20 protein-coding genes and 1 pseudogene are annotated in these 22,385 nt (G+C 44.2%); 10 read left to right on the top strand and 11 right to left on the bottom strand.

Translation table 11 applies throughout. The features are described from left to right. Positions 1 to 167: 167 nt before the first annotated feature. Together EO95_RS03845 and EO95_RS03840 are read left to right on the top strand one after the other, a co-directional pair. Positions 168 to 1,805, top strand: a complete 1,638-nt coding sequence (locus EO95_RS03845) for an asparagine synthetase B (protein WP_235282848.1) — start codon at positions 168 to 170, stop codon at positions 1,803 to 1,805. A gap of 135 nt (positions 1,806 to 1,940) precedes the next feature. Beyond that, on the top strand, positions 1,941 to 2,729 hold the full coding sequence (locus EO95_RS03840) for an AAA family ATPase (protein WP_082105918.1): 789 nt from the start codon (positions 1,941 to 1,943) through the stop codon (positions 2,727 to 2,729). A 159-nt stretch (positions 2,730 to 2,888) separates the two neighbouring features. On the opposite strand, the gene EO95_RS03835 is transcribed toward EO95_RS03840, so the two are convergent. The 6 genes from EO95_RS03835 to EO95_RS03810 form a co-directional block, all read right to left on the bottom strand. Continuing rightward, positions 2,889 to 3,464 carry a tetratricopeptide repeat protein gene (locus tag EO95_RS03835; protein WP_048132342.1) on the bottom strand — a complete coding sequence of 192 codons (576 nt, stop codon included), beginning with the start codon at positions 3,462 to 3,464 and terminating at the stop codon, positions 2,889 to 2,891. Positions 3,465 to 3,662: 198 nt separating this feature from the next. Beyond that, positions 3,663 to 4,901: a tetratricopeptide repeat protein gene (locus EO95_RS03830; protein ID WP_048132330.1), complete on the bottom strand. Its 1,239-nt coding sequence runs from the start codon at positions 4,899 to 4,901 to the stop codon at positions 3,663 to 3,665. A gap of 24 nt (positions 4,902 to 4,925) precedes the next feature. Then, a complete protein-coding gene (locus tag EO95_RS03825; protein WP_048132328.1) occupies positions 4,926 to 5,429 on the bottom strand; it encodes a PASTA domain-containing protein in 504 nt (167 codons plus the stop codon). Between the two features lie 444 nt (positions 5,430 to 5,873). Continuing rightward, positions 5,874 to 7,262 carry a tripartite tricarboxylate transporter permease gene (locus tag EO95_RS03820; protein WP_048132326.1) on the bottom strand — a complete coding sequence of 463 codons (1,389 nt, stop codon included), beginning with the start codon at positions 7,260 to 7,262 and terminating at the stop codon, positions 5,874 to 5,876. Positions 7,263 to 7,968: 706 nt separating this feature from the next. After that, the gene (locus EO95_RS17435) at positions 7,969 to 8,106 is read right to left on the bottom strand and encodes a hypothetical protein (RefSeq protein ID WP_156161356.1); all 138 of its coding nucleotides are present in this window, start codon (positions 8,104 to 8,106) and stop codon (positions 7,969 to 7,971) included. Between the two features lie 542 nt (positions 8,107 to 8,648). Beyond that, entirely contained in the window at positions 8,649 to 9,308 is a 660-nt protein-coding gene (locus EO95_RS03810; protein ID WP_052733483.1) for a pirin-like bicupin family protein, read from the bottom strand. 513 nt (positions 9,309 to 9,821) lie between these two features. Between EO95_RS03810 and EO95_RS03805 the strand changes: the two genes are divergently transcribed. After that, positions 9,822 to 10,730 carry a TIGR00269 family protein gene (locus EO95_RS03805; protein WP_048132319.1) on the top strand — a complete coding sequence of 303 codons (909 nt, stop codon included), beginning with the start codon at positions 9,822 to 9,824 and terminating at the stop codon, positions 10,728 to 10,730. An 89-nt stretch (positions 10,731 to 10,819) separates the two neighbouring features. Here EO95_RS03805 and EO95_RS03800 read toward each other — a convergent pair whose 3' ends face one another. Continuing rightward, a complete protein-coding gene (locus EO95_RS03800) occupies positions 10,820 to 11,725 on the bottom strand; it encodes a hypothetical protein (protein ID WP_048132317.1) in 906 nt (301 codons plus the stop codon). Positions 11,726 to 11,912: 187 nt separating this feature from the next. On the opposite strand from EO95_RS03800, the gene EO95_RS03795 reads away from it, so the two are divergent. Then, positions 11,913 to 12,422, top strand: coding sequence for a hypothetical protein (locus EO95_RS03795; protein WP_052733481.1), 510 nt, complete (start codon positions 11,913 to 11,915; stop codon positions 12,420 to 12,422). A 552-nt stretch (positions 12,423 to 12,974) separates the two neighbouring features. On the opposite strand, the pseudogene EO95_RS03790 reads toward EO95_RS03795, so the two are convergent. After that, positions 12,975 to 13,310 (bottom strand): annotated as a pseudogene (locus tag EO95_RS03790) (molybdenum cofactor guanylyltransferase); the annotation flags it as partial. A gap of 147 nt (positions 13,311 to 13,457) precedes the next feature. Here EO95_RS03790 and EO95_RS03785 point away from each other — a divergent pair. The 4 genes from EO95_RS03785 to EO95_RS03770 all read left to right on the top strand — a co-directional run bounded on the left by EO95_RS03785 (position 13,458) and on the right by EO95_RS03770 (position 18,050). Beyond that, positions 13,458 to 14,522 (top strand): COG1361 S-layer family protein, encoded by a 1,065-nt coding sequence (locus EO95_RS03785; protein ID WP_048132316.1) that lies wholly within the window; start codon positions 13,458 to 13,460, stop codon positions 14,520 to 14,522. 179 nt (positions 14,523 to 14,701) lie between these two features. Continuing rightward, positions 14,702 to 15,868: a COG1361 S-layer family protein gene (locus tag EO95_RS03780; protein WP_156163968.1), complete on the top strand. Its 1,167-nt coding sequence runs from the start codon at positions 14,702 to 14,704 to the stop codon at positions 15,866 to 15,868. Further along, entirely contained in the window at positions 15,855 to 16,805 is a 951-nt protein-coding gene (locus EO95_RS03775; RefSeq protein ID WP_200894992.1) for an ABC transporter ATP-binding protein, read from the top strand. The genes EO95_RS03780 and EO95_RS03775 overlap by 14 nt, the downstream gene beginning before the upstream one ends. Before the next feature lie 15 nt (positions 16,806 to 16,820). After that, positions 16,821 to 18,050 carry an ABC transporter permease gene (locus EO95_RS03770; RefSeq protein ID WP_048132312.1) on the top strand — a complete coding sequence of 410 codons (1,230 nt, stop codon included), beginning with the start codon at positions 16,821 to 16,823 and terminating at the stop codon, positions 18,048 to 18,050. A gap of 36 nt (positions 18,051 to 18,086) precedes the next feature. Here the strand turns inward: EO95_RS03770 and EO95_RS03765 are convergent, their stop codons facing one another. Next, positions 18,087 to 18,755 carry a molybdenum cofactor guanylyltransferase gene (locus tag EO95_RS03765; protein ID WP_048132310.1) on the bottom strand — a complete coding sequence of 223 codons (669 nt, stop codon included), beginning with the start codon at positions 18,753 to 18,755 and terminating at the stop codon, positions 18,087 to 18,089. Positions 18,756 to 18,863: 108 nt separating this feature from the next. Further along, positions 18,864 to 19,700, bottom strand: a complete 837-nt coding sequence (locus EO95_RS03760) for a molybdopterin synthase (protein WP_048132307.1) — start codon at positions 19,698 to 19,700, stop codon at positions 18,864 to 18,866. 333 nt (positions 19,701 to 20,033) lie between these two features. Between EO95_RS03760 and radC the strand changes: the two genes are divergently transcribed. Together radC and EO95_RS03750 are read left to right on the top strand one after the other, a co-directional pair. Then, positions 20,034 to 20,723 carry a DNA repair protein RadC gene (gene radC / locus EO95_RS03755; protein WP_048132334.1) on the top strand — a complete coding sequence of 230 codons (690 nt, stop codon included), beginning with the start codon at positions 20,034 to 20,036 and terminating at the stop codon, positions 20,721 to 20,723. A 510-nt stretch (positions 20,724 to 21,233) separates the two neighbouring features. Next, positions 21,234 to 21,641 (top strand): DUF1699 family protein, encoded by a 408-nt coding sequence (locus tag EO95_RS03750; protein ID WP_048132304.1) that lies wholly within the window; start codon positions 21,234 to 21,236, stop codon positions 21,639 to 21,641. A gap of 186 nt (positions 21,642 to 21,827) precedes the next feature. On the opposite strand, the gene EO95_RS03745 is transcribed toward EO95_RS03750, so the two are convergent. Next, positions 21,828 to 22,115, bottom strand: a complete 288-nt coding sequence (locus EO95_RS03745) for a hypothetical protein (protein ID WP_156163967.1) — start codon at positions 22,113 to 22,115, stop codon at positions 21,828 to 21,830. Positions 22,116 to 22,385: the final 270 nt, after the last annotated feature.

The raw sequence follows: 22,385 nt of genomic DNA, 5'->3' as shown, positions 1-22,385 counted from the left end.
GTGGCGGGCCGGCCCAGTTCCGTGCAGCGCGGGGGGAGGAAATGATAAATCTCCTCCCGGATTCCGGAATAGATCAACCAATTAATCAGGGACCACCACATTTTTTGATCAGTATTTTTTGATCAGTATTTTTTGATCAGTATTTTTTGATCAGTATTTTTTGATCAATGTTTTTAATCTGCATTGTCAGCACATTTTTCCGGACCTATCTGCTTTCCGGGCAGCGCCCCGTCTTAGACTGTATGGTGATGCACTGCCTGGATGGCAAAATAATAAATACAGGGCTGCGCTCGTGTATACCGGATAGAAATGACAGAAAAAAAGGTGTAATCATGTGCGGAATAGCAGGTTTGTTCGGAACCCCTGATAGTAATATAGATGTAAAGAAAATGCTTGCAGCCCTGGGACATAGGGGACCTGATGCCTGCGGAATCTATACGGCGGGAGACCTGAGCATAGGAAATACCCTGCTTAAAATAACAGGAGATATGCCCCAGCCTCTCACAGGGATAGGAGCTCTCGTACTCAATGGGGAGATATTCAATTTTCGTGAGCTTGCAGCTGAAATAGGGCTAAAAACAGATTCTGATACCGAATTGCTTTTTTCACTTATAGAAACAGGGGTAAAGGAGGGGAGCACGCCGATTAACGCTGTCTTTTCCGCACTTTCTAAAGTAAATGGGGACTATGCCCTTGCATATGCCTGCGGAGGAGAACTTGTACTTGCCAGGGACCCGTCGGGAGTAAAGCCTCTCTTTTACTGCTCTGGAAAAGAGGCAGAAAAGCCAGAAATAGCCTTCGCCTCCGAAAAAAAAGCCCTTACCTGTATTGGCAGAAAAGCAAAGCCCTTTCCTCAGGGAGGGATTCTGGGTTTCAATACCGAAAACGGGAAAATTTCAGAAAAAACCCCGGAAGGATACCTGAAGACAAAATCGCCTGAAAAGAGGATCCACGCTGAAAAAGAGGCTTTATTTCACCTGAAGGCAGCCCTTGAAAAGGCTGTGGAACTCAGGCTTACTCCAACTGCTGGAATTGCATTTTCAGGAGGAATTGACAGCACCTTTTTAGCAGCCCTTGCAAAGCGAATTGATCCTGATATTCCCCTTTATGCGGTTGGGCTTCCGGATTCCCATGACGTTGCCCAGGCAGAGAGCGCAGCTGAGGCTATCGGTATGAAGAGAAACCTGAAAGTTCATTTCCTTTCGCCCGAAGAAATAGAAGCTGCAGTCCCTCAGGTAATTTATGCAACCGGATCTACTGATCCGATGACGGTTGCAATAGGGCTTCCTCTTTACATAGTTGCAAAAACTGCAAGAGAAGATGGGAAACGGGTCCTTCTGACCGGGCAGGGTGCAGATGAGCTCTTTGGAGGGTACAGGAGGCATGAAGGGTTTCTCGAGCAGGGCCCTGATGTACTTGACAGGGAGATCTATTCTGACCTTGAAAGCATCTCAACAATTAACCTTGAAAGAGATGATATGGTTACAATGGCCAATTCCGTGGAACTCAGGGTGCCCTTCCTGGATAAAGAAGTAATTAAAACAGGGCTTACAATAAGTCCGGAGCTTAAGGTCCTGAAAAAAGATGGCCTCTATACACGAAAATATATTCTCAGGAAGGCGGCAGAAGGCCTGGTCTCTCCGGAAGTTCTCTGGAAAGAGAAAAAAGCAATGCAGTACGGGACAGGAGTACAGAAGGTACTCGACTGGCTTGCCAGGGATTCGGGTTTTTCTAAAAAGCAGGGGAACCATATAGAAAAATACCTCATGCAAATTGCTTCGGAAAAAGCCGGTATAAATGAGTAAGTATAAACAGTTTGATGGTTATATCCGAGTAGAAAATTATTACGTTTGATTTATAATCTTATTAAGTTTAATTTATAGTCTTATTAAGTTTCATTTAGAACCAAAGTTTCATTTAGAACCAAAGTTTCAGGGGGAATTAAAATAAAAATAGCAATTACCGGAAAAGGCGGCGTTGGAAAAACTACTCTCTCAGGTACTCTGGCAAGACTGTTTGCAAGGGACGGATACGAAGTCCTGGCAATAGATGCAGACCCGGATATGAACCTGGCATCTTCCCTGGGGATAGAAAACCCCCCAAAGCCCCTCACTGATTTCAAAGACCTTATCCAGGAAAGGGCAGGTACCGAAGGCGGGGCTTTTATCTATAACCCGAAAGTGGACGACATTGCAGGCAAATACGGAGTAATAGGGCCTGATGGAGTCAGGATGCTTGTTATGGGTACTGTGGATAAGGGAGGGAGCGGGTGCATGTGTCCGGCATCAGCTTTCCTCAGGGCTCTCCTCAGGCACCTGATGCTTAAGGAAAAGAGTGCAGTTATCCTGGACATGGAAGCCGGAATAGAGCACCTGGGAAGAGGCACCACGCGCGGGATGGACCTTATGATTGTAGTGGTGGAGCCGGGAGCCAGGTCCCTTGAAACAGCCGAACGGATAAAAAAACTCTCTTCCGAGATCGGGATAAAACATATTGCTGCCGTAATTAACAAAGGAGGCGCCGGAAAAGTCAACGCCAGGCTTGAAGAGCTGGGCATCCCGGTACTTGGAGAAATTCCCTTTGACCAGCAGTTAATGCAGGCTGATCTGGAAAAAAGGGCTCCGATTGAAGCAGGCGGCGAAGCCGTTAATGCCATAGTGAAAATCAAAGAAAAACTCATGGAAACCGTTGAGGAAATCAGGAAAGAAAACGAGGCAAGTAAAAAGTAAAGGCTGAAAAACAGCCCTCTACACTTTTTTTACTCAATTTTCCTACTTTTCTTAATTTTTTCCCTATTTTCCTAATTTTCCTAATTTTTTCCTAATTTGTTTCAAATTTTTCCTAATTTTCTCAAATTTTTTCCTGCAATTTTTTTATATTTTTCAGGCTCAGTTAAAATTGCTGTCCGGGGAATCTGTTAGAGTTCCTTTTTTATAAATAAGCCCCAGAAGCCTCATCTGTTTCTCCCTGATAAGGACATCAGTAGGGTCTATTTCCAGAGCTCTTTCATAAGATTTCATAGCCTCTCCGTATCTTCCAAGATTTTCCAGGACCGAGCCTTTCTGGTACCAGGAAAAAACATCTTCGGAGTTGACCTTAAGGACTTCGTCATAACACTCTATGGCTTTTTCAAAATCCTTCAAGTTATTGTAGGCAAAACCCTTGAGGCACTTTATTCCCAGGTGATCGGGATCGATTTCAAGAGCCCTATTGTAACAGGTCAGAGCTTCCTCAGACCTCCCTATCCTATCCAGGACAAAACCTTTCTGGAGCCAGGCATCAAGGTACATAGGGTCCAGATTTAAGGCTTGATCATAGAGCCTGAGTTTGTCTTCATAATTCTCAACTTTGCCTGCTGTGATAAGGAGCTGCCTGGGGTCCTCGGTTTCTTCGGTTTTTCCTGCCGCTTCCAGCTCCTTTTGCTTCATCTTAGCGCTTTCGGTGGTATTTTTTTCCTCTGCCATTTCGGAATCCTCCGTTTTCAGATTAAGATTTATTCGGGCCCCTTTCGGAATCATGTCCCATCCTTATTTTTTCCATCTTATGTATGGAATCAGGGTTAAACTGATATTGAGCACTTTCGTTTTCAATGAGATATACCTTTTCTGATTCGAATTTTACTGGATACAAAGCAAGACATAAGTTTATGCAGAAAAAAGTTATCAAGAGTCACTGGCTTTTTGCCGGCTGATTCTCGAAAGGATTTCGATCTTGATTTCAAGAGCAGGAACAAAGCCCGGTTTCAATTCGAGGGCTCTATTGCAGCTTTGTAGGGCTTCTTCTTGTTTGTTCATTTCTAAAAGGACAAGTCCCCTGCCTGCCCAGAGGCCGGGATCTTCCGGGGTAGACTGAAGAGCCGTATCGTATGCTGCCAGAGCCTCCTCAAACCTGCCCAGCCTGGAAAACAGGCTGCTGATACATTTCAGGGCTTCCAGGTAATCAGGCCTGATTTTGAGGGCTGAACTGTATGCTTCAAGGGCTTCTTCTTTCCGGTCAAGTGCAGAAAGGATTGAGCCTTTTCCTGCCCAGGCTTCGGCATATTCGGGGTTTCTCTTGAGCACTTTTTCGTAGCCTTCAAGCGCTTCTTCAAGTCTGCCAAGCCTGGCAAGAATAACTCCTTTATTGTCCCATGCAATTTCAAAAGCCGGTTCAAGCTCAATTACCCTGTCATAAGCACCTATTGCTTCTTCAAGCCGCCCCATTTCCGAGAGGATTACACCCCTGTTGTACCAGACCCTGAAGTCATCAGGGACTATTTCAAGCACCTGCTCTGTAAGCTGCAGGGCAGCTTCAAACCTTCTTGCCTTATAGAGCAGTATGGCTTTCTGAAAGAGCGCTGTGGCGTTCTGAGAGTCCTTTTCAAGCATCTCAGTACAGGCCTGAAGTTCGTCGAAGAAAGGGAGGGAAGCATAAAGGTCCCTTACAGCCAGAAAAAGGGGGAGGAGTTCGTACTTTTTTTCCTCAACCGTCAAGGTTTTTGTTCCGGGATCGTATGAAAAAGCCGCTGGCTCCTGCTGGCTGGGGTTTTCTTCCAGGGAATTTCCTTCTATTCTTTTACTTTCTCCTTCTATTCTTTTACTGTCCCCTTCTATTCTTTTACCTTCCAGTGTACGTTCCATTTCTTTAAACACTGTTTCCAGTCCTGAGAAAGCAGCAGGATAAAAGGGAGAATCGTTTTTAATATAAAGTACTGATCTCAGATATTTCCTGATCTTTTTATTATTGCTGCTCCAGAGGACCTTTGAGATGTCTTCTGCTTCCTTCAAAAACTTCTGCAGACAGAGTCTCAAGGATAAGAGACTTTCTGAACGCTCAAGGGTGTTGAAAGCTGAAATCGCTGCTCTGGAATGTTCTCTGAGTTCGCTCAGATTATTCTCTGTTCTGGAGGGATTAACTTCCATCTTAAAGCCCTTCTTACCCTTTTCTTAATCGTTGTCGGAAATATAGCTGCATACCGATTTTCTGTCAAGGGAGGGCAAAGACTTACCTTTAGATGCAACAACCAGCTTTACGGCTGATCCTGCTGGCAGTTTTGTCCCTGGTTGTGGTTCCTGCCTGAGCACTTCCCCTGCCATAATTCCTATAGGTAAAACCTCTTTCTTTTCAACGACCTCTCCTGCTGAAAGCCCTGCCTCTTCCAGAGTTTTTCTGGCGTTTTCAAGGGGCTGTCTTATAACATTGGGAACCTCCACATTTTCTGTAAAAGTTCCGGGACTGGTTTTTATTTCCGGTCCCTGCGCACCTTCGCTTTCTCCGAGCACTTCTTCAAGCAAGTCGATTGCTCCACTGATTTTGAGAAGGGTTTCGCCCAGGGCGTTCTTCCTGTTTTCGAGTTCTGCAAGCTTTAAATCAATATCTGTGAGGATTTTCTGCCCGGATTCATATTCTGCTCTGAGCTCCACTAAACGCTTTTCAAGTTGTGCATCCATAGTGCTGTAAACCCCTTTAAATTTGTTATTTTTATAGTAAATGCGAATCGGTCTTCAGTTTTCAATCAGTTTTCAGCTGTGGTTTATTATTGACATTTAGTTGTTTGCTTTTGACTTTTCCACTTTCTGTGGTTCTATATTCTCTTTTTCACGTTCTACGCTTCAATTAGTACTTAACCCATTTGTTTTATTCTCTTTACAATTTCAACCCAATACATTTTAAGTTTTATATTTTACACATGAGCGAGAATTTTAAGGAAGTTCGCCAATTTCACCGCATGAGTCAGCCATACCCTGAATGATTTATACGGAAACAACCCGGTCCAGAAAACGGATTATCCGGCTTTCTCTTCTTCTGCCACACAGGTTGTGGCCGGCCTGCTGCCAGGTAAGAAAAAACAATGTCCGAATTATTGGTAATACAATTAAGAGAACACGGATATCTTAAAAGAAGTAAAGGATTACAGGCAATAAAATAACGCCCATTGCATGGGATTTCCTGACTTTCATAAAAGACGGGAGCATGCCTATGGGGGTAGAAATTACAAAGAGGAAGAGCCCGAAAAACCCTGTAAAAAGAAAGACCGTTATTGCAAGCCCTGCAAGGACACCGGCACAGAGTTTTGTGTAGTCAAGTTTTTGAAGCATATGGTGGGCGTTATTCCCTATCCAGACTGTGGAAAAATACGAAAACAGGGAGGTAAGGAGGATAGCGGTAAAAAAGAGCAGTATTACCTGAAAACCAAGTGACCCGATACCCAGGATTTCATTCACAGCAGCCATTGCACCGCTGCGGGTCTTTCCTATAACCAGGAGGGCTACCAGCCCGAAAATAGCATTTGAAGTATTTACTCCGGAAACCGAGACAATGAACTCCTTTGAGCTTTCAAGAGTTTGGCGATCTGCATAGGGGTCGGAAAAAAGAGAGGATTTTTGTCCTCCGGGCACAGGTTCGGAAGTTTCTTTATTTATGGACCTTCTGTCGAAGTCAGACCTTACAAAGAGCCCTGCCAGAAGGGCAGCAATAGCAGAAGAAACTCCGGGCAGCCAGGCTACAAGGGAACCTGCAGTGCTGCCCGTAAATACTCCTCTCAGGATCCTTTTTCGAGAAAGTTCAAATCTTGAGACGGATTCTTTGGGAATCTCGGAGCTTGTGAGGAGGCTTATAATGAGCTGGGATGCCCCGAAAAGTCCGCTGAGGAGAGGGAGGAGCACGGATGCCTGCCCAAGGCTTATGAAGGGAACCAGCAGGCTTTCTCTGGAAAAAGCAAAGAGCCCCAGAGCTCCTGTGATCAAAAACAGTACGAGGGCAAAAGCTTTGGACCTGTATTTTGCAAGTGGGCCCTGCCCCTCTACTTCCTCGCCTTTCTCGCTCGCAAGCATGATAAATACAATCGTGAGCAGAACCCATGCCATATACTCTTGCAGGTAAGGGTAAATAGCCCCGAAGAAAAGAGAAAAAGGCAATACAAAGAGCATGGATGCAACCACCGAGCCTGCACTCCCGAGGGCAGAGAGACGTACCGCTTCTGCACCTGCGCCTTCAAGTAAAAGCCTGTGCCCTGGGAGGACTGCAAGCGCTGTGTCTCCGTCAGGTGCTCCTAAAAACACAGACGGGATAATGTCATGAAACGTATGTGAGACTGCGTTTGAGAGGATTATAAGGGCAATGTAAAAAGGGGCAATTCCTTTCTCAGCCAGAAAAGGCGCAAGAGCTACAAGCGCAAGTGCAAAATTGTTTGTATGTATGCCAGGTAAAAGCCCTGAAAATATGCCAAGCAGGTAGCCTGCAAGAACAGAACAAAGGAGCAAGAATAAAGAAACTTCTTCCACTCAGCAGGCACCCCAGAAAATAATCTCTTTAAAACCCAATCAATTTCGTAGAAAATTTTATACACTTACTATTAATACTTAATCTTGCTACGGAATATATTTTGTTTCAGAGAATGTATATTTAAAGTCTGAAACGGTTTATTTGAAACTGATATACATATTCATACAGCGAAGAAATCAGAATAAATAAATTGTAAGAGAACAGAACTAATAAATAGAAAGAGATTGAACAGAGAATGAGAACATAGAACATAAGAAAGAGATGAAAGAAGAAACCGAAAAAATAACTTAAGTAAACTTGATCAAAATTTCAATTTAAGAACAGAAATTTTGGATTTAATATTATAAATAGGTTTCCTTTATAATAATGCCCTTTTACTGGACGGATGGCTCTCCGGCGGAAGATATAAATAATAGGATTTGCCAGCGCAAACAATTTTAGTTTACCGATGCGATCAGCCACTTGAAAATTTTGAAGGTGCTTTATTACATCAAAGAAAAAGAAAAATCATTTCCACTTATGTTTTATATCTAACAGTTATACTATAACATGTAGTTCTAAATGCTAATATTGAATGGGGTTCATGAGAGCATTTAGCAAAAAACAGCAGATCAGGACAAATGAGGTTCGCCATTCCTCAATCCTGTTATGCGCAACCCGGAACCCTGCCCGTATGAGGTGACGATCGAGGTTTTTTGCCATTCCTCAGTCGCCGACGCCGGGAGAGGTTTCACAGCCGGAAGCCGGATGGGGTTCGCCATTCCTCAACCGGCCCCCGCAGATATCAGAAGCAACGGAGAAGTGAGAGGCAAATCCCTCTCCAAAACTATTTTTACCTCTCACTTCACCCTGTTTTCTAAACTATCTCACTCTGTTTTCTAAACTATCCCACTCTGTTTTCTAAACTATCCCACTCTGTTATTCTGACTGTGAAGTAAATCCTCTTTCTATTTCCAGATGTACGGCTTGCTCCGTAACCACATCCCATGATTTTTGCTTTCGGGCATTTCCTCACTCTTCAGCCTCGATCTTTCAATCTTTACATCTTCAGGTCAGTCTTCTTTTTGTTTTCTTTTATCTCCCTCTCTGATTACCTCTGCCTCTCCTGACTCTCCCCTGCCCGGATGCTCCTCTATAATATCACTACCTCTCCCAGGCAGTTTCTCTTTTTTGTCACTTCCCCTTCCCAGTTGATTATGCCTCTTCTCATCCCCTCTTTTCGGTCTTTTTGCTTTATTCCCAGGATTTTTCCGATCTATTTTTTGTTCTATGATATTTTCTCTTACTCAAAAGAACTTATCCGGCTTCGATTCTTGCCGCTGTTCCAGAGAGTGCTTCTCTTTACCTGAAAGAATCTCTTTTTTCAGCTGCTTTCACCTTTTTGCCTATTTTTTGGACCCTTGCCGGGGAAGATCAATAAGGAAAAATTCTGCAGGCGTGCCGGAAGAAACAGCTTCCATATGGATAGCCTGTTCCAGGTCAATGCGAGCCTGATCTCCCTGTCCTATCCTCTGGCCATTGACAGAGAGCTCACCGGCAGAAATGTAAATAAAAATGCAGCGTTTCTCCTGTGAATTAAAGTGGATAATGTTCCCCTTTTCGAGACAGGATCGGAAAATTGTTGCATCGGCATTTATCTTCAGGGCGTGCTCAAAACCCTGACCTGAAGCAAGGGGAAGTAACTGGTTCTTCCACCCCGATTCCTCAAATTTTTTCTGCGAGTACGCAGGCTCAAGGCGGCTTCCTGAGGGTAAAATCCAGATCTGGTAAAAATGTAGAGGTTCCTTTCCTGTGTTCAGCTCAGAATGCTGTATTCCGGTACCTGCGGTAATGCACTGCACCTCTCCTTTTCCAAGGACTCCTTTATTCCCCATATTGTCTTCATGCGTTATCTCCCCTTCAAGCACAACCGATATAATTTCCATCTCGGAGTGCGGGTGAGTTGAAAAACCTCTGCCCTGCTGCACAGTATCGTCATTAAAAACGCACAGGCTTCCGAACCGGACATTATCCGGATCATAATAATTTGAAAAAGAAAAAAGCATGTAACTCTTCAGCCATCCGGAATCCTCAAGATGCCTGGTTTCTGCCGGAATGATTCTTATTATAAAGAAGCCCCCCTTCCTATTTCCCCTGTAATTATTTGAATACTGAGTAATAAGTAAGGTTTGATTGCTGAAAAGGATATACCTTTTGGAAACATAGTTTAGGAATTAAGTTGATGAAGCCTTCTGAGGCAGATAAAAAAAATACTCAGGCTTCTCCAAAAGGCACGTAAAAAACCATATATACGAGGTGTCCCTTTCCTAAAGCAGCCTGTCACAATTAAAATTCTTCATGTCAACGAAAAATTATTTAAACTGCTCCTAAATCTCTCTAAGCACTCTTAAATCTCTTTAAATACTCTTAAATCTCTTTAAATGCTCCTAAATCTCTCTAAATCTCTCTAAATGTCTCTAAATACTTACGGCTATTTATAAATGTGCCCTGTACATATGTATCTCCCGTTTTTTCCAGATTATTCATAAGTAGAAAAAAGGATTTCAAAAGGATTTCAAATGACAATTAAATGTAAAAAATGTAACCATGAAGCTGTTATTTTTCAAAAATACTCCGGTATGCATCTCTGCAAAAGACATTTTATAGAGGACGTTGAAAGGAAAATAAAGCTGACAATCCGGAAAGAGTACAACATCAAGAAAAATGATGTAATAGCCGTTGCTCTGAGCGGGGGAAAGGACAGCTCAGTTGCTCTCTATATAATGCATAAGATTCTGGGGGATAGGCCTGATATTCAGATTGTGGCAGTTTCAGTCGACGAGGGCATACACGGATATCGTCCCCACTCCCTTGAACTTGCGAAACAGCTTACAGAAACGCTCGGAGTCCGGCACATCATAAAGTCTTTTAAAGACGAACATGGGGTTACAATGGACGAACTGGCTGTAATGAACCGGGAAAAAGGTACATGCAGCTACTGCGGAGTTCTCAGGAAAAGTGTCCTTAACAGGGCAGCGCTTGAAATAGGGGCAACGAAACTGGTAACAGGGCACAACCTGGACGATGAAGCCCAGACCATTCTCCTCAACCACTTCAGGGGAGATATGGAACGAATGGTCAGGCTTGCTCCTTCTGCAGCAATCGAAGGGCTTGTAATGAGGGCAAAACCCCTGCGGAATATTCCTGAAAAGGAAGTGGCACTCTATGCCCTGATAAACTCCCTGCCTGTGGATTTCAGCGAGTGCCCGTATGCAGGAGAAGCCCTTCGAGGGGAAATCAGAGAACTGTTAAACAGCTTTGAGAAAAACCATCCCGGCACCAAGTATTCCCTTCTCCGCGGCTTTGACAAACTCGTAGGAGCCCTTGCAAAGGAGCTCCCTCCTGCAAAAATCGATAAGTGCAGGATCTGCGGGGATACCTGCACCGAAGATCTCTGCCAGGCGTGTAAACTGCTCGGCAGGACCTGAATAAAAGCAGAAAATATAGAACGCAGAATAAATAAAAAAAGAAAATAGGAAAGAAAAAAATCGAAAAAAGTGTGGATTTCAGGAGCCTTTTAGAACCCATCCGGATCGGAAAGCAGGTCATAATGGTTATAAAGCTCCCTTTCCTCCCCGGCCAGGTAAAGGCGTGTCCACAGGACAGCAGTAAGCGGCTGCAGTACGAGCAGTGGGATGATATATGTAATTCCTGAGATCAGAGTGTTTTCCGAACCCAGAAGCTCCCCTACAAGACCATTGGCTAAAGCCAGCCCGACGGTAATTATCCAGATTAAGAAAACATCGAGTTTATTCTTCTTGAAAAACCTGTATCCTGTTTTTAGAGCGTCAAGAGGATCAAGTTCGTCGATCACGAGGGCGTAAGGGGCAAGGGAAAGTACGATATTTATGGTCAGGCTATAGATTCCCCATACAAGTATTCCTATCGCGAGTGCTCCCATACCTTCCACAACTGCTTCCGGATTCATTATCAGACCGCTCAGGTCCCCGATTGTAAGGGCTCCAGGCACTATGAATACAATGCCCGCAAGAAGCATCAGGGTGACCAGCAGGCTTGTGAGGAAAAGCCTGAAAGCGTTTTTCGAACCGGACCTGAACATATCGGATAGTACGGTATCTCCGGTTTCAGAAGCCTTTTTTGCCATCCCGATTGCCCCTGCTGTGAAAAATGCCTGTAAGAACATGCCAAGCAGGGAAAAAACGATAATTGCCAGCACCGAGACTGCCATGTTGTCCCTAAATCCTTCCCAGAGCATTTTATAAAGTTCTGCGGGAGGGAGAGTAGAAGGGTCAGCTATGCTTCCTGTGCTTGAGGCAAAGAGCAGGAAACCCATTAAACCAAAGAAAAAGACATAAACAATTAAACTAACAAAAAAATTAAGGATAAATGGAATACAAATGTTTAAATTCCTGGTCCAGGTCTTGAAGCCTCTGTTAAGTGTTGTTCCAAAATCTTCATGCATGTGAAATGACCTTCCGCTTATAAAGGCAGTGTTCCTGCCTGCCTCCTGGAATTCCGCTTTTACTTATTGTAAAAATCGGGCTGGTATGAAGGCTTACAGATACCATTTTCGGATACATATGCAGAAGATAAATATATAATCTCTTATTCAGGAAAAAACTAAATAAACAAACGCAGTAAGTGATTATATGAAAAAACTGGAATATTACGAAATTTCACCTGTCCACGGAAAATCCGAAACAAGCGACACCATGGATGAAGTTGTTGTCGTTGGTCACTGTCTGCTTAACCCCCTTGCAAGAATCAAAGGCGTAAAACCGGCTACCCCTGTTGACGCAAAAGGAATGAACGTGATCCAGCTCCCCTGCCCCGAGGCGATGTACTTCGGAATGAGGCGCCGGGAAATCACGAAAGACCAGCTCGAACATCCCTCCTACAGGCGCTTCTGCCGGAAAATCTTCACTCCCCTTGCCGATCTCCTCGAAGACCTCGCAATAAACGGCACAAACATCAGGATAATCGGCATCCCGAAAAGCCCCTCCTGCGCCGTGGAAATCACAAGCGTTGGCGGCGAGCCCGGAAAAGTAAAAGAATTCCACCACAGCCATGCCCCGGGACCGGGTGTGTTTATGGAAGAGATTATAAAAGAACTTGAAAGACGTGGGGTTAAGTTTGAGATAGAGGATGCCCACCAGTAAAGAAATTAAGTGAAAATGTCAGCATGAAAAATAAGAATCCATTTTACTTCAGTAAGCCAGAATCACCGGAGTGAATCGGGTATAAAATCCCCGGACTCTCACCGGTCGTCGGAGGCGACCGGCTTTCTCATAATGAAGCATAAACAGAGATGTTAAGAATGAAAATTTCGGCTTTGCAGTAGATATTACTTATTTTATGTGATGGTCAATAAAATTCATGAATTATTAAGACCTCTGTCTTTTCCATCCAAGATCCAATTTTTCAATTTTACCAAGATCCAATCCCACACAACAAAATGTGGGATTCACTGAAACAACACTACGATTTTTTTCTAGCAGAGTTTCTTCGGTATAGATTCTTCTTTGAAGTCCCTGCATAAAAAAATAATTGAATTTGAAAAATAGAGAGGGTTGTCAGCTAAATACTGTTTATATTGTGTATCATAAATAGCGGAAAAGCCGCACTCTGCGCGGGACATGAACGGTTTGAGATGCGAATCAGGCTATTTCGGTAATTAGAAAACAGATCAACAAACGTTAACTGGAATTTTATTACAATTTCACTTTTTCCACCGCAGATCCGATCATATTCTCAAGATCTTCAACAGTATTGATATTCGCAAAAGTCCTCAATTCAGGATCAACTTCCCTGATTTCCGAAACCTCTACAAAGACGACATCATGCATCTGGAAAACCGGTGCAAGCACTGAATGTTTACCTCTCTCAAAGGCTTTGTCGATTTCAGGAATCAATTTTCTGGAATAAACTGCATGCAGAGGCTCAAACATTTTCTCCTCCCACCTCGGGAGAGCAGCGTCATTACCTTCTGCTTTTTCAAACAGCAGATCTACAACCCTGAAATTTACAAAGGGCACCTCTCCTGCACATTTCTATATATCAACTTTCTATATATCAACTACCGTAAGAGCAGTTTTTATTACATTGAAATGATAAAAATGCTGGTACAATACGATTAAGAAGCTTTTATATTAATTACTAAATAATCGCTGCATACGTTTCTTTGGGGAATGAAGATGAGGGGAGCGGTGTGCCTGTATGTCCTGTTATTCCTGATGCTGGTGGTTCCTGCCGCCTGTGCTGAATACATTCCACCTAACATCGGAGAACTCACTGATGATTATTATAATGTTTTCGGAGAACCGAATCTCTCTGCTGCTTCAGTCTGGGGGTCTGAATTTGATAGCGGCGAGTCTTCCACGCTCTCTATCCGGCTTATAAACAGAGGAAATATTTCTGCTTTTGAGATGGATGAGCTCCCGCAGGGTTCCGATGAATTCAGGGATGCATACATTGAAACGAAGCTGGAATCCGATGTCACGACAGCAGTAAATATTCGCGGAATCCTTGAAAATAAACACGGTGTACCTGTGAGGATCGTTAGCGGAGTACAGGAAATTGGTTACCTCAGAGAAGAAGAGGTCTCAAAGCCAGTGGAGTTTGATGTAGAGGTTTTTACTGATGCGCCTTCCGGAAATTATGAACTTTCACTGAACCTGACATACCAGTACCAGAAGGAGGTGCAGGTCGAAGGGTATCCTGAGCCGGAATTCAATTACTGGTATGTTGAAAAGCAGCAGGTACTGCCCATTAATATCACGGTAAAACCGGAAGTCGATTTCGAGGTTGAAAGTGCCAGAGCTCAAAAAGTATCCGATCAGGAATACATGCTTTACGTCAGGTACCGGAACACAGGCAGTGAAGTGGCTGAAAATGCCGTAGCCAGGATTATTGTGGAATCCCCTTCCATCTTTAAAAATGACATCTTTAAAGACGATACTGAATACCTTGGCACCCTTTCTCCAGGTGACTCCATCGAGTCAAAATACCTGATCGAAGTGGAAGAGGGAGCTCCGCTGAAGACCTATGGGATTGAAACTGAAATTGAATATAAGGATAGCCGCGGGGAGAAAAGGACTTCCTCACCCATGAGAGTTCCCTTCAGGATGGAAGAAGCTCTGTACGGGGAAGACGGTGAAGGAATTGGAACCGCTGCTTATTTTGGTTTACTTATGGGAATATTGGCTCTTGCCGGCTACTATGCGTACAGGAAGAAATGGAAAAGGAATAAAAGAGAATGAAAAACGGAACAAAAGAGGATGAAAAAAGGAAAAAGGGGCGGAAAAAGAGTAAATGAATAAAAAGGAAGATTAATGCCAAAAATTGGCAAATGGGGGATTAATAGGGTTTGAAAGGTAAAGAAAGGAAGACTCGGATACAGGAGATGGGAAGAAGATCGATAATTCTTATGTTGCTTCTTATGTTGTTTATACTTCTGCCTCTTACTCATCTCGTTTTAGCCGTATCGGAAGTACAGGTTCAGGCGAAAAGTGTCCCCTCTAACAAATGGAAGTTTACTGAAGATTACTTCACCATCTATGCCAGCCCTGAGATCGTGGTGAGCCTCACAGGTGATGCCGAATATAAAAGGGACGATTCGGATACTGTCCTTATTCAGGTCATGAATCAGGGAAAGGTTCTGGGTTTCGAGTCCGAGGATGAACCAGGGGATGAAAATGAGATAGAACTCTCAAAAATCGAGAAGGAAATGGAATTTGGCGCCACTACGGCTCAGGGAGTTGTGGCAGACCTTCAGGCAAAAGATGCTCCACTTGACATAAAGACTCCAGCTCAGAGTGCGGGAAGCCTGGCATCGGGGCAGGTCTCTGAGCCTCTCCAGTTTGAAATCGAAGTCTGGAAAAACGCGAGTGCAGGCACTTATCCCCTCCAGGTGGAACTCAGCTATCAGTACCAGAAGGATGTGTATGTTGAGGGTGATGCGAGCAACAACATGATCGATTCTGAACTTCTCTACCAGGAAGTTAACGAAACACATGAGGTTTTCGTCGTCATAAAAAAAGAGGCTGACTTTGAAGTTATCAACGTTGAAAATGAACTTTATCCCGGAAAAGCCGGAACTGTCAGCATGACTTTCAAGAACACGGGGGAAGAAACAGCATCAAGGGCGATGGCAAGGCTCAGACTTTCAAATCCCCTGAGCAGCACGGACTATACTGCCTTTCTTGAAGACGTAGAACCAGAGGAGGAAGTCCGGGCAGTTTTCAATATAGATGTCGATACAGACGCCACGCCCAAATCCTATCCGATCAAAGCCGAAGTAGAGTATGAAGACGTTGAAGGTGAGACCCGGGTTTCGGATACCATCTATGTGCCGGCTGAGGTTAAAGAAGTCAGGGAAGAGAAAGGAATCCTCAGGTACTTCCTGTTGCTGGGAGCCGGGATAGGGCTGGTAGCAGTTGCTTATTTTTTCCTGGAACGACGGAGAAAAGAAGGTAAAATACGGGAAGGAGGCACGGAAGAAGAAATAGAGGAAGAGACGGAAAAAAGCACGGGGGAAGATACAGGAGAAGAGGCAGGAGAAGGCATGGGAAAAGGCACGGGAGAAGATGGAAGTGAATGGAGTTGAGCAAAACATCATTCGTGTGGAACATCTGGTAAAAAGATATAACAACATTGCTGCAGTCAATGACGTTTCTTTTGAGATCAAAAAAGGGGAAATATTTGGGCTTCTGGGCCCTAACGGGGCAGGCAAGTCTACCATCATCTCCATCCTGTGCGGCCTTCTGGAGCCTACTTCCGGGAGGGGAATTATCGATGGTTTTGACATTCAAAAAAATGCCTTTGAGATTAAAAAGATAATAGGAGTCGTGCCTCAGGAAATCAGCCTCTACTCTACCCTTACGGCCAGAGAAAACCTTGATTTCTATGCAAAGGTCTACGGGCTACCCAGGAGATTGAGAGAGCAGCGGATAGCCGAACTTCTGAAAATGAGCGGGCTGACGCTGAGAGCGGACGAATCCCTGCAAAGTTATTCGGGAGGCATGAAGCGGAGGATAAACATTGCAGTAGCCCTCCTGCATAAACCCAGAATCCTTTTTATGGATGAACCTACCGCAGGGGTCGATCCCCAGAGCCGGAAGAGGATATACGACACTATTCTGGAACTCAACAGCAAGGGAATGACTGTGCTCCTGACCACGCACCAGCTTGAAGACGCAGAAAAACTCTGCCACCGCATCGCTATAGTGGACAATGGGAAGCTCATCGCCCTTGATACTCTGGAAGGTCTGATGAAGCTGGTTGGAGAAAGCGACATCGTCAGGATCGAAGCCCGGGATATTACGCAAAATACCATTACGTCCCTTGAAAAAATCAACAATGTTCAGAAAATCTCCGTAGACGGAGAAACGATGACGGTTCAACTCCTGAAGGGCCGGGAAATGCTGGCAAGGATTATCGACATTCTGACGGATTCGGGCACAAAAGTGGACTCCATACAGATTAAAGAACCTGACCTGGAGACCCTTTTTCTGCATCTCACAGGGACAAAGCTCAGGCGATAAATAAAAAAGTTGTGAATGATGGAAAATGGGGGGCTGAAGATAAAATTCCATATCATTGCTGCCAAGGACCTGAAGATCACTCTGCGGGACCGTAATTCTCTTCTCGTAATGTTCCTTTTACCCATGATCATCATTTCGATAGTGGGGCTGGCCCTTGCCCCGGAATATGCCGAAGACGACGGGTTCGATGTGCTGGTTGTGGACCTTGACAACGGAGAAGCTTCCGAAGGTTTAATTGAGTTTCTGGAAGAACCTGATAACTTCCTGCATGTGCAGATGGAATCCAATGAGTTTGCAGCCAGGGAGAGAGTCAAACCCGACTCAACTACCATGGTATCCGAACAAATTACCATGGTTGTTATTCCCAGGGGCTTTACGGAAGACCTGATGCTGGGGAAGGACGTTGAAATACAGCTAATTGTCGACCCTACTCTGGTAGACCAGAACGAATGGGTGAAAACACTCGTAGAGAGCTATGCAAGAAGATTAACCACCAACGTGGTTGCAGTCAAGACCGTGGCTGCATACGGAGTCCCTGTCCTGGATGAAGAGCAGATATCCGAAATAGTGGAAGTGGCAGGCCAATTTGCAGACCCTTCGCCTGTGAGTGTGGTCACTGAGAGCGTTTCTCCTGCTGATGTAGCTGAATTCACAAGCTTTACCCAGAATGTTCCGGGTTTTGCGGTTATGTTCCTTTTGTTCACTACTGTCCAGGCAGGAGCAATCAGCTTGTTGCTTGAAAGGGATTCGGGAACCCTTAGGAGGCTTGTAATCGCTCCTCTCAGAAAGGCGGACATCATAGGAGGGAAAATTACCAGCAATTTCATTAAAGGATTTTTACAGCTTGCGGTTCTCCTTGCCTTTGGTCACTTAGTCTTTGACCTGAACCTTGGCAGTGACCTGCTAGCTCTTATGGTACTCATGGCTGCCATCGCCCTTGCAAGCACAGGTCTTGGCCTGCTTCTGGCAACGCTTGTAAAGACCCAGGACCAGGCTAATTCAGTTGCCCTGCTGATAGTGATGACAACATCCGCAATCGGAGGTTCATGGTGGCCGCTCTTCCTTGAACCCCAGTTTATGCAGGATATGGCGCACCTTACTATCACATACTGGGCAATGCAGGGTTTTTACGATCTATTATATTTTGACCTGGGGTTTCCGGGCATATTGACGGAGGTGGGGGTGCTACTGTTAATGGCAATCCTTTTCTTTACCGTGACTATCTCCAGGCTCAGGTTTGAATGAAAAGGTCAACTGCATTTTTCGTGAAATTTTTTGTATCTAAGCTTTCGAATTCAAGCCCCTGCTGAGAGATTCGATATCTCCGATTACATTAAGATTTATAAAAGTCCTCAAATCAGGATCAATTTCCCTAATTTCCGAAACCTCTACAAAAACAACATCAGGCATTTCAAAAACCGGCGCAAGCACTGAATGTTTTCCTCTCACAAAAGCTTTTTCAATTTCAGGAATCAGTTTTCTGGAATAAACTGCGTGCAGAGGCTCAAACATTCTCTCCCCCCACCTCGGGAGAGCAACGTCATGTCCATCTGCTTTTTCAAACAGCAGGTCTACAACCCTGAAGTTTACAAAGGGCATATCTCCGGCGCAGACAAAAGAGTACTCTGACCATGATTCAAGCAGCCCTGCCCGGATGCCTTCCAGGGGGCCGGCATCCTCTTTGGAATCAAAACAGAAACGTATTTCACGGGAAGGGAATTTTTCAAGCACAGGGAGGAGTTTTTCTTTCTGAACACTGTCTCGGACCGAAAGGATTACCTCATCCACAACCCGGAAGAGGTTTTCAAGCAGACGTTCGAGAATCGTTTTTCCTTCAAATTCGAGGAGGGCTTTTTCGACTATACCCATCCGGCGCCCCCTTCCGCCTGCCAGGACGATTGCACTTCTGGTTTTTGTTCTCTCCGGTTTAAGTTCTGTTTTTCCGCTCATTCAATTCCCGTCCCGATTTTTGCTGCTTTTAGCTCTCGTTTTTAATCGGCTATTCTTCTCTTCTTCTTCTTCTTCTTTTCTTTCTTCTCTTCCTGTTACATTTTGCATTCAGGCGTGTTCCCGGTCGTGGACCCAGAACTCTTCTTTTTCCGTGAACTCTTTTTTCCAGATCGGAGCTTCGGCTTTTACCCTCTCGATGGCTTCGCTGAGGGCTGGGAAAAGTTCGGTCCTGTGGGCGGATGCGATCACGATGTAGACTATGTCTTCTCCGGCTTCGATGACGCCGGTTTTGTGGTGGATCAGGACTTCGAGGATGCCTTCTTTGTGCTTGATTTCGTCACGGATTTTGTCCAGGGCCTTTGAGGCTTCAGGCTCGTATTTCTCAAACTCGAGCCGGGCTGTCTTCTCCTCTCCTGCAAGCTCGCGGACGATGCCTGTAAAGGTGCCGATTGCTCCTGCTTTCCGGATTGATGGGTTTTTCCTGGCTTTCTTTATAAGTGCGTCCAGGGTGTAGCGGTCAGGCTGGGCAAGGGCCATTCCGACCAGGGAGGCTCTAAGTTCCTCATGAATATCGGAGTTTTCCGGAAGCCTCATAACGACGTTGGAGACGCCTTCAAGGTCGCCAAGTACGAATTTAGGGAGATTGCTTTCCTTAAACCCTTCCACAACCGCAAAATCAAGCCCCCGGTCGCAGAGCATATCAAGGGCATCTTCAAGGTCGGAGTCTCTGGAAAAACTGACAAGTTCAGAGCCTGTAATTCCTATTACCGTGTCAGCCCCAGCATCAAAGTGTCTGCCAGTATCGGTTTCCCCGGGGTTGAGGCGCTGTTCTCCCATGTGCTTTACAGTACCTACTGTCCCAAACCCGGAAAGTTCCCGGACCAGGGCTGAAACAAGGGCTGTCTTACCCGATTTCTTATACCCTACAACAGAAATGACCTTCATCAAAGAGCCTTATGGACTTACCGGTATAAGTAAGGGTCGGCACCTTTTCACCGTATCGGTTTAAAAATAACCATTTGAATGTCGAGAGATTATTCACGCGCTCCCAATTACTAATACACATTTGTTTTTTTAGACAAACTGGTCTATATCCGAAAAGATTCAAATATTAAAACTGTCAATAATAACTGTTACTAATATAACTTACTGTAAGCCCGAACAGTTACTGCCCATAAGGGCACAGTTTAGTGTTCTGCACAGTTTAGTGCTCTGTATATGGAAGGAGTGCCAGTAATGAGTACCTGTTCGGTCAGGATGGAAGAGGGGGGATGGAATATGGAAGTAACCAAAATAAGGATTCATGACATTCCTGAGGAAGAACGTCCCAGGGAGCGGCTTATTAAGAACGGGCCGGAGTCCCTTTCAAACGCCGAACTGCTGGGGATAGTCCTGAGGACGGGGTCAAGGGAAGAGAATGTTGTCAGCCTGTGCAGCCGGATATTGTCTGAATACAGTATCAAGCAGCTTAGCCTTGCAAATGTCTCAAGGCTTACGCAGGTCCATGGGGTTGGAAAAGCAAAGGCTGCCCAGATAGCTGCAGTTTTCGAACTTGCCAGAAGGCTTGAAACCTTTATAGAAGAGCCAAAAAGGAAAATTGGTTCTCCAAAGGACGTCTATACCCTGATGTATCCTAAAATGCGCGAACAAAAAAAAGAAAAATTTATAACACTGTATCTTGATACAAAAAACCAGATCCTGAAAGAAGAAGTAGTATCCATAGGCAGCCTGAACGCCAGCATCGTACACCCGCGTGAGGTTTTTAAGTTGGCTCTTCTTGAATCTTCAGCATCGGTGATCATGGTCCACAACCACCCCTCAGGAGACCCCAGCCCAAGCAGGGAGGACATAATGGTTACTGAAAAACTTGTTGAAGGAGGAAAGCTCCTTGGGATCGACATCCTTGACCACATAATCATAGGAGATGGCAGGTACGTGAGCCTCAAAGATGAAGGGTTTGTAAGGTAAAAACAATTTGAAATTGACGAGACTCTTAAAATAGCAAAACCATCAAAGTACCAAAACCATCAAAGTACCAAAACTCTCCATAGAACTTATTTTTCGCAGAAGTCCACAAAAATCACTTATTTTTCTTAATACGGGAGTATTAAAATCCCCCTACTTAATTTCCAAGAGTTGGAGGGCTTGATTTTTTTCTGTTAATTTTTCCTTGTAAGGATGAACGGGAAAGTCTCATTAAAGTCTGAATCTGAAATAAATTAGTGATTAAAATAATTAAGACCTACTTTGTAATTAATTATCTCACCAGATGGGTGGAAATTGTAGCAAAAATAACTTGTAAAAACCTTTTTTATTCCTTTTTTGGTTTTTTTAGGTCATTTTTGTAACTTATCTATAACCCATCTCTCTAGAATACTATCTAAATAATATTAGCTCAATGAGATAACTATTTATAATAAGTATTCGTACTTTATATCAGGGTACAATCAAAAAAGAACTTTACAGTGGGGGAAAATCATGAGAATAAGAGTTGTCAGTTCCAGAGAAGAAATCTTTACACTTAATCCGAATGAGCGTATTGTCCACCTGGCTTTCCGGCCTTCGAACAAGGACATCTTTGCACTGGTTGAGACCTGCCCGAAGATTGAGGTAATTCAGTTACCTAAATCTTACATGCATACAGTCTCAAAGTCCATAGAAATGTTCCTTCAGATGCAGAGAATCCAGCTCCTCGAAGGAGATGTCTGGGGGCACAGGAAGGATATAAACGAATACTACAGCATTCCAATCTCAGTGATTGAAAAGATAAAGGAAATGAAAATCGAAGGTAAATCCGCTGAGGAGATTGAGAAAAAGATTTCAAGGGAAAGCAAGCTGAACTCTGGAATGGTTGCTTATATCATGACAAAAGAAACTCCTGCCTGAACTTAGCAGGATATAATGGGTTAGTGGGTGTTTTACTGGAGATTAGAACGTACAGAAACAGGGGTATATCTGTCGTTATCTAATCTCCAGCTTAATAGTGGGTGTGCCTGAACTTTAGCAGGATATAATGGGTTAGTGGGTGTTTACCGGAGATTAGAACGTACAGAAACAGGGGTGTATCTGTCGTTATCTAATCTCCAGCTTAAATCTTGCGACTTTTCTTTCTTTTATGGCTTTTTTGATCCCGTTTTCTCTCCTGAAATCGTGCATATAGATATCTAAGCCTTCAGTTTCCCACACTATTCTGCCTTCATAGATTTCTCGCCTGTTGCAGCAATTCTTCTGGTGTTTTTCCAAAAAACCGGTATAGTGTTGCATCGATAGTAGATAGCTGCGGCGAGTGTTTTGCGAAGGATTTATATTGATAAGCCAATTTAATATTGTTTCAGCCGATTCCAACTCTTCAACTTTCAAACATATCATGTCATGTAAATCCGGTTAAAAAGCCTGATATCTTAAATAATGCCTTAAATACCTACATATATCTACAGGGAATGGGCTTTTCGACCAAATAATTCTCCCACTTTCTATCTCCATAAAAAGGAGGTCTTCGGCATTACAAAACATATAAACGCCTGTGCACTGGATAACAGACAGACTGAGGAACTTACTCTGGACGACCCCTATACCTGTCTCTTATACACATCTCCGAGCCCACGAGACGGACTCCTATCTCGTATGCCG

Source organism: Methanosarcina sp. 1.H.T.1A.1 (genome assembly GCF_000979295.1).
Classification (GTDB): domain Archaea; phylum Halobacteriota; class Methanosarcinia; order Methanosarcinales; family Methanosarcinaceae; genus Methanosarcina.
This window is presented reverse-complemented; position numbering and strand designations above follow the sequence as displayed.

Excerpts from the sequence above, each read along its gene's own strand:
- EO95_RS03795 (WP_052733481.1), top strand. The coding sequence starts at position 11,913 with ATGAAAAAACTGGAATATTACGAAATTTCACCTGTCCACGGAAAATCC.
- radC (WP_048132334.1), top strand. The coding sequence starts at position 20,034 with ATGGAAGTAACCAAAATAAGGATTCATGACATTCCTGAGGAAGAACGT.
- EO95_RS03810 (WP_052733483.1), bottom strand. The coding sequence starts at position 9,308 with ATGCTTTTTTCTTTTTCAAATTATTATGATCCGGATAATGTCCGGTTC.
- EO95_RS03805 (WP_048132319.1), top strand. The coding sequence starts at position 9,822 with ATGACAATTAAATGTAAAAAATGTAACCATGAAGCTGTTATTTTTCAA.
- EO95_RS03835 (WP_048132342.1), bottom strand. The coding sequence starts at position 3,464 with ATGGCAGAGGAAAAAAATACCACCGAAAGCGCTAAGATGAAGCAAAAG.
- EO95_RS03770 (WP_048132312.1), top strand. The coding sequence starts at position 16,821 with ATGATGGAAAATGGGGGGCTGAAGATAAAATTCCATATCATTGCTGCC.
- EO95_RS03750 (WP_048132304.1), top strand. The coding sequence starts at position 21,234 with ATGAGAATAAGAGTTGTCAGTTCCAGAGAAGAAATCTTTACACTTAAT.
- EO95_RS03765 (WP_048132310.1), bottom strand. The coding sequence starts at position 18,755 with ATGAGCGGAAAAACAGAACTTAAACCGGAGAGAACAAAAACCAGAAGT.
- EO95_RS03845 (WP_235282848.1), top strand. The coding sequence starts at position 168 with ATGTTTTTAATCTGCATTGTCAGCACATTTTTCCGGACCTATCTGCTT.
- EO95_RS03825 (WP_048132328.1), bottom strand. The coding sequence starts at position 5,429 with ATGGATGCACAACTTGAAAAGCGTTTAGTGGAGCTCAGAGCAGAATAT.
- EO95_RS03780 (WP_156163968.1), top strand. The coding sequence starts at position 14,702 with ATGTTGTTTATACTTCTGCCTCTTACTCATCTCGTTTTAGCCGTATCG.
- EO95_RS03800 (WP_048132317.1), bottom strand. The coding sequence starts at position 11,725 with ATGCATGAAGATTTTGGAACAACACTTAACAGAGGCTTCAAGACCTGG.
- EO95_RS03830 (WP_048132330.1), bottom strand. The coding sequence starts at position 4,901 with ATGGAAGTTAATCCCTCCAGAACAGAGAATAATCTGAGCGAACTCAGA.
- EO95_RS03760 (WP_048132307.1), bottom strand. The coding sequence starts at position 19,700 with ATGAAGGTCATTTCTGTTGTAGGGTATAAGAAATCGGGTAAGACAGCC.
- EO95_RS03785 (WP_048132316.1), top strand. The coding sequence starts at position 13,458 with ATGAGGGGAGCGGTGTGCCTGTATGTCCTGTTATTCCTGATGCTGGTG.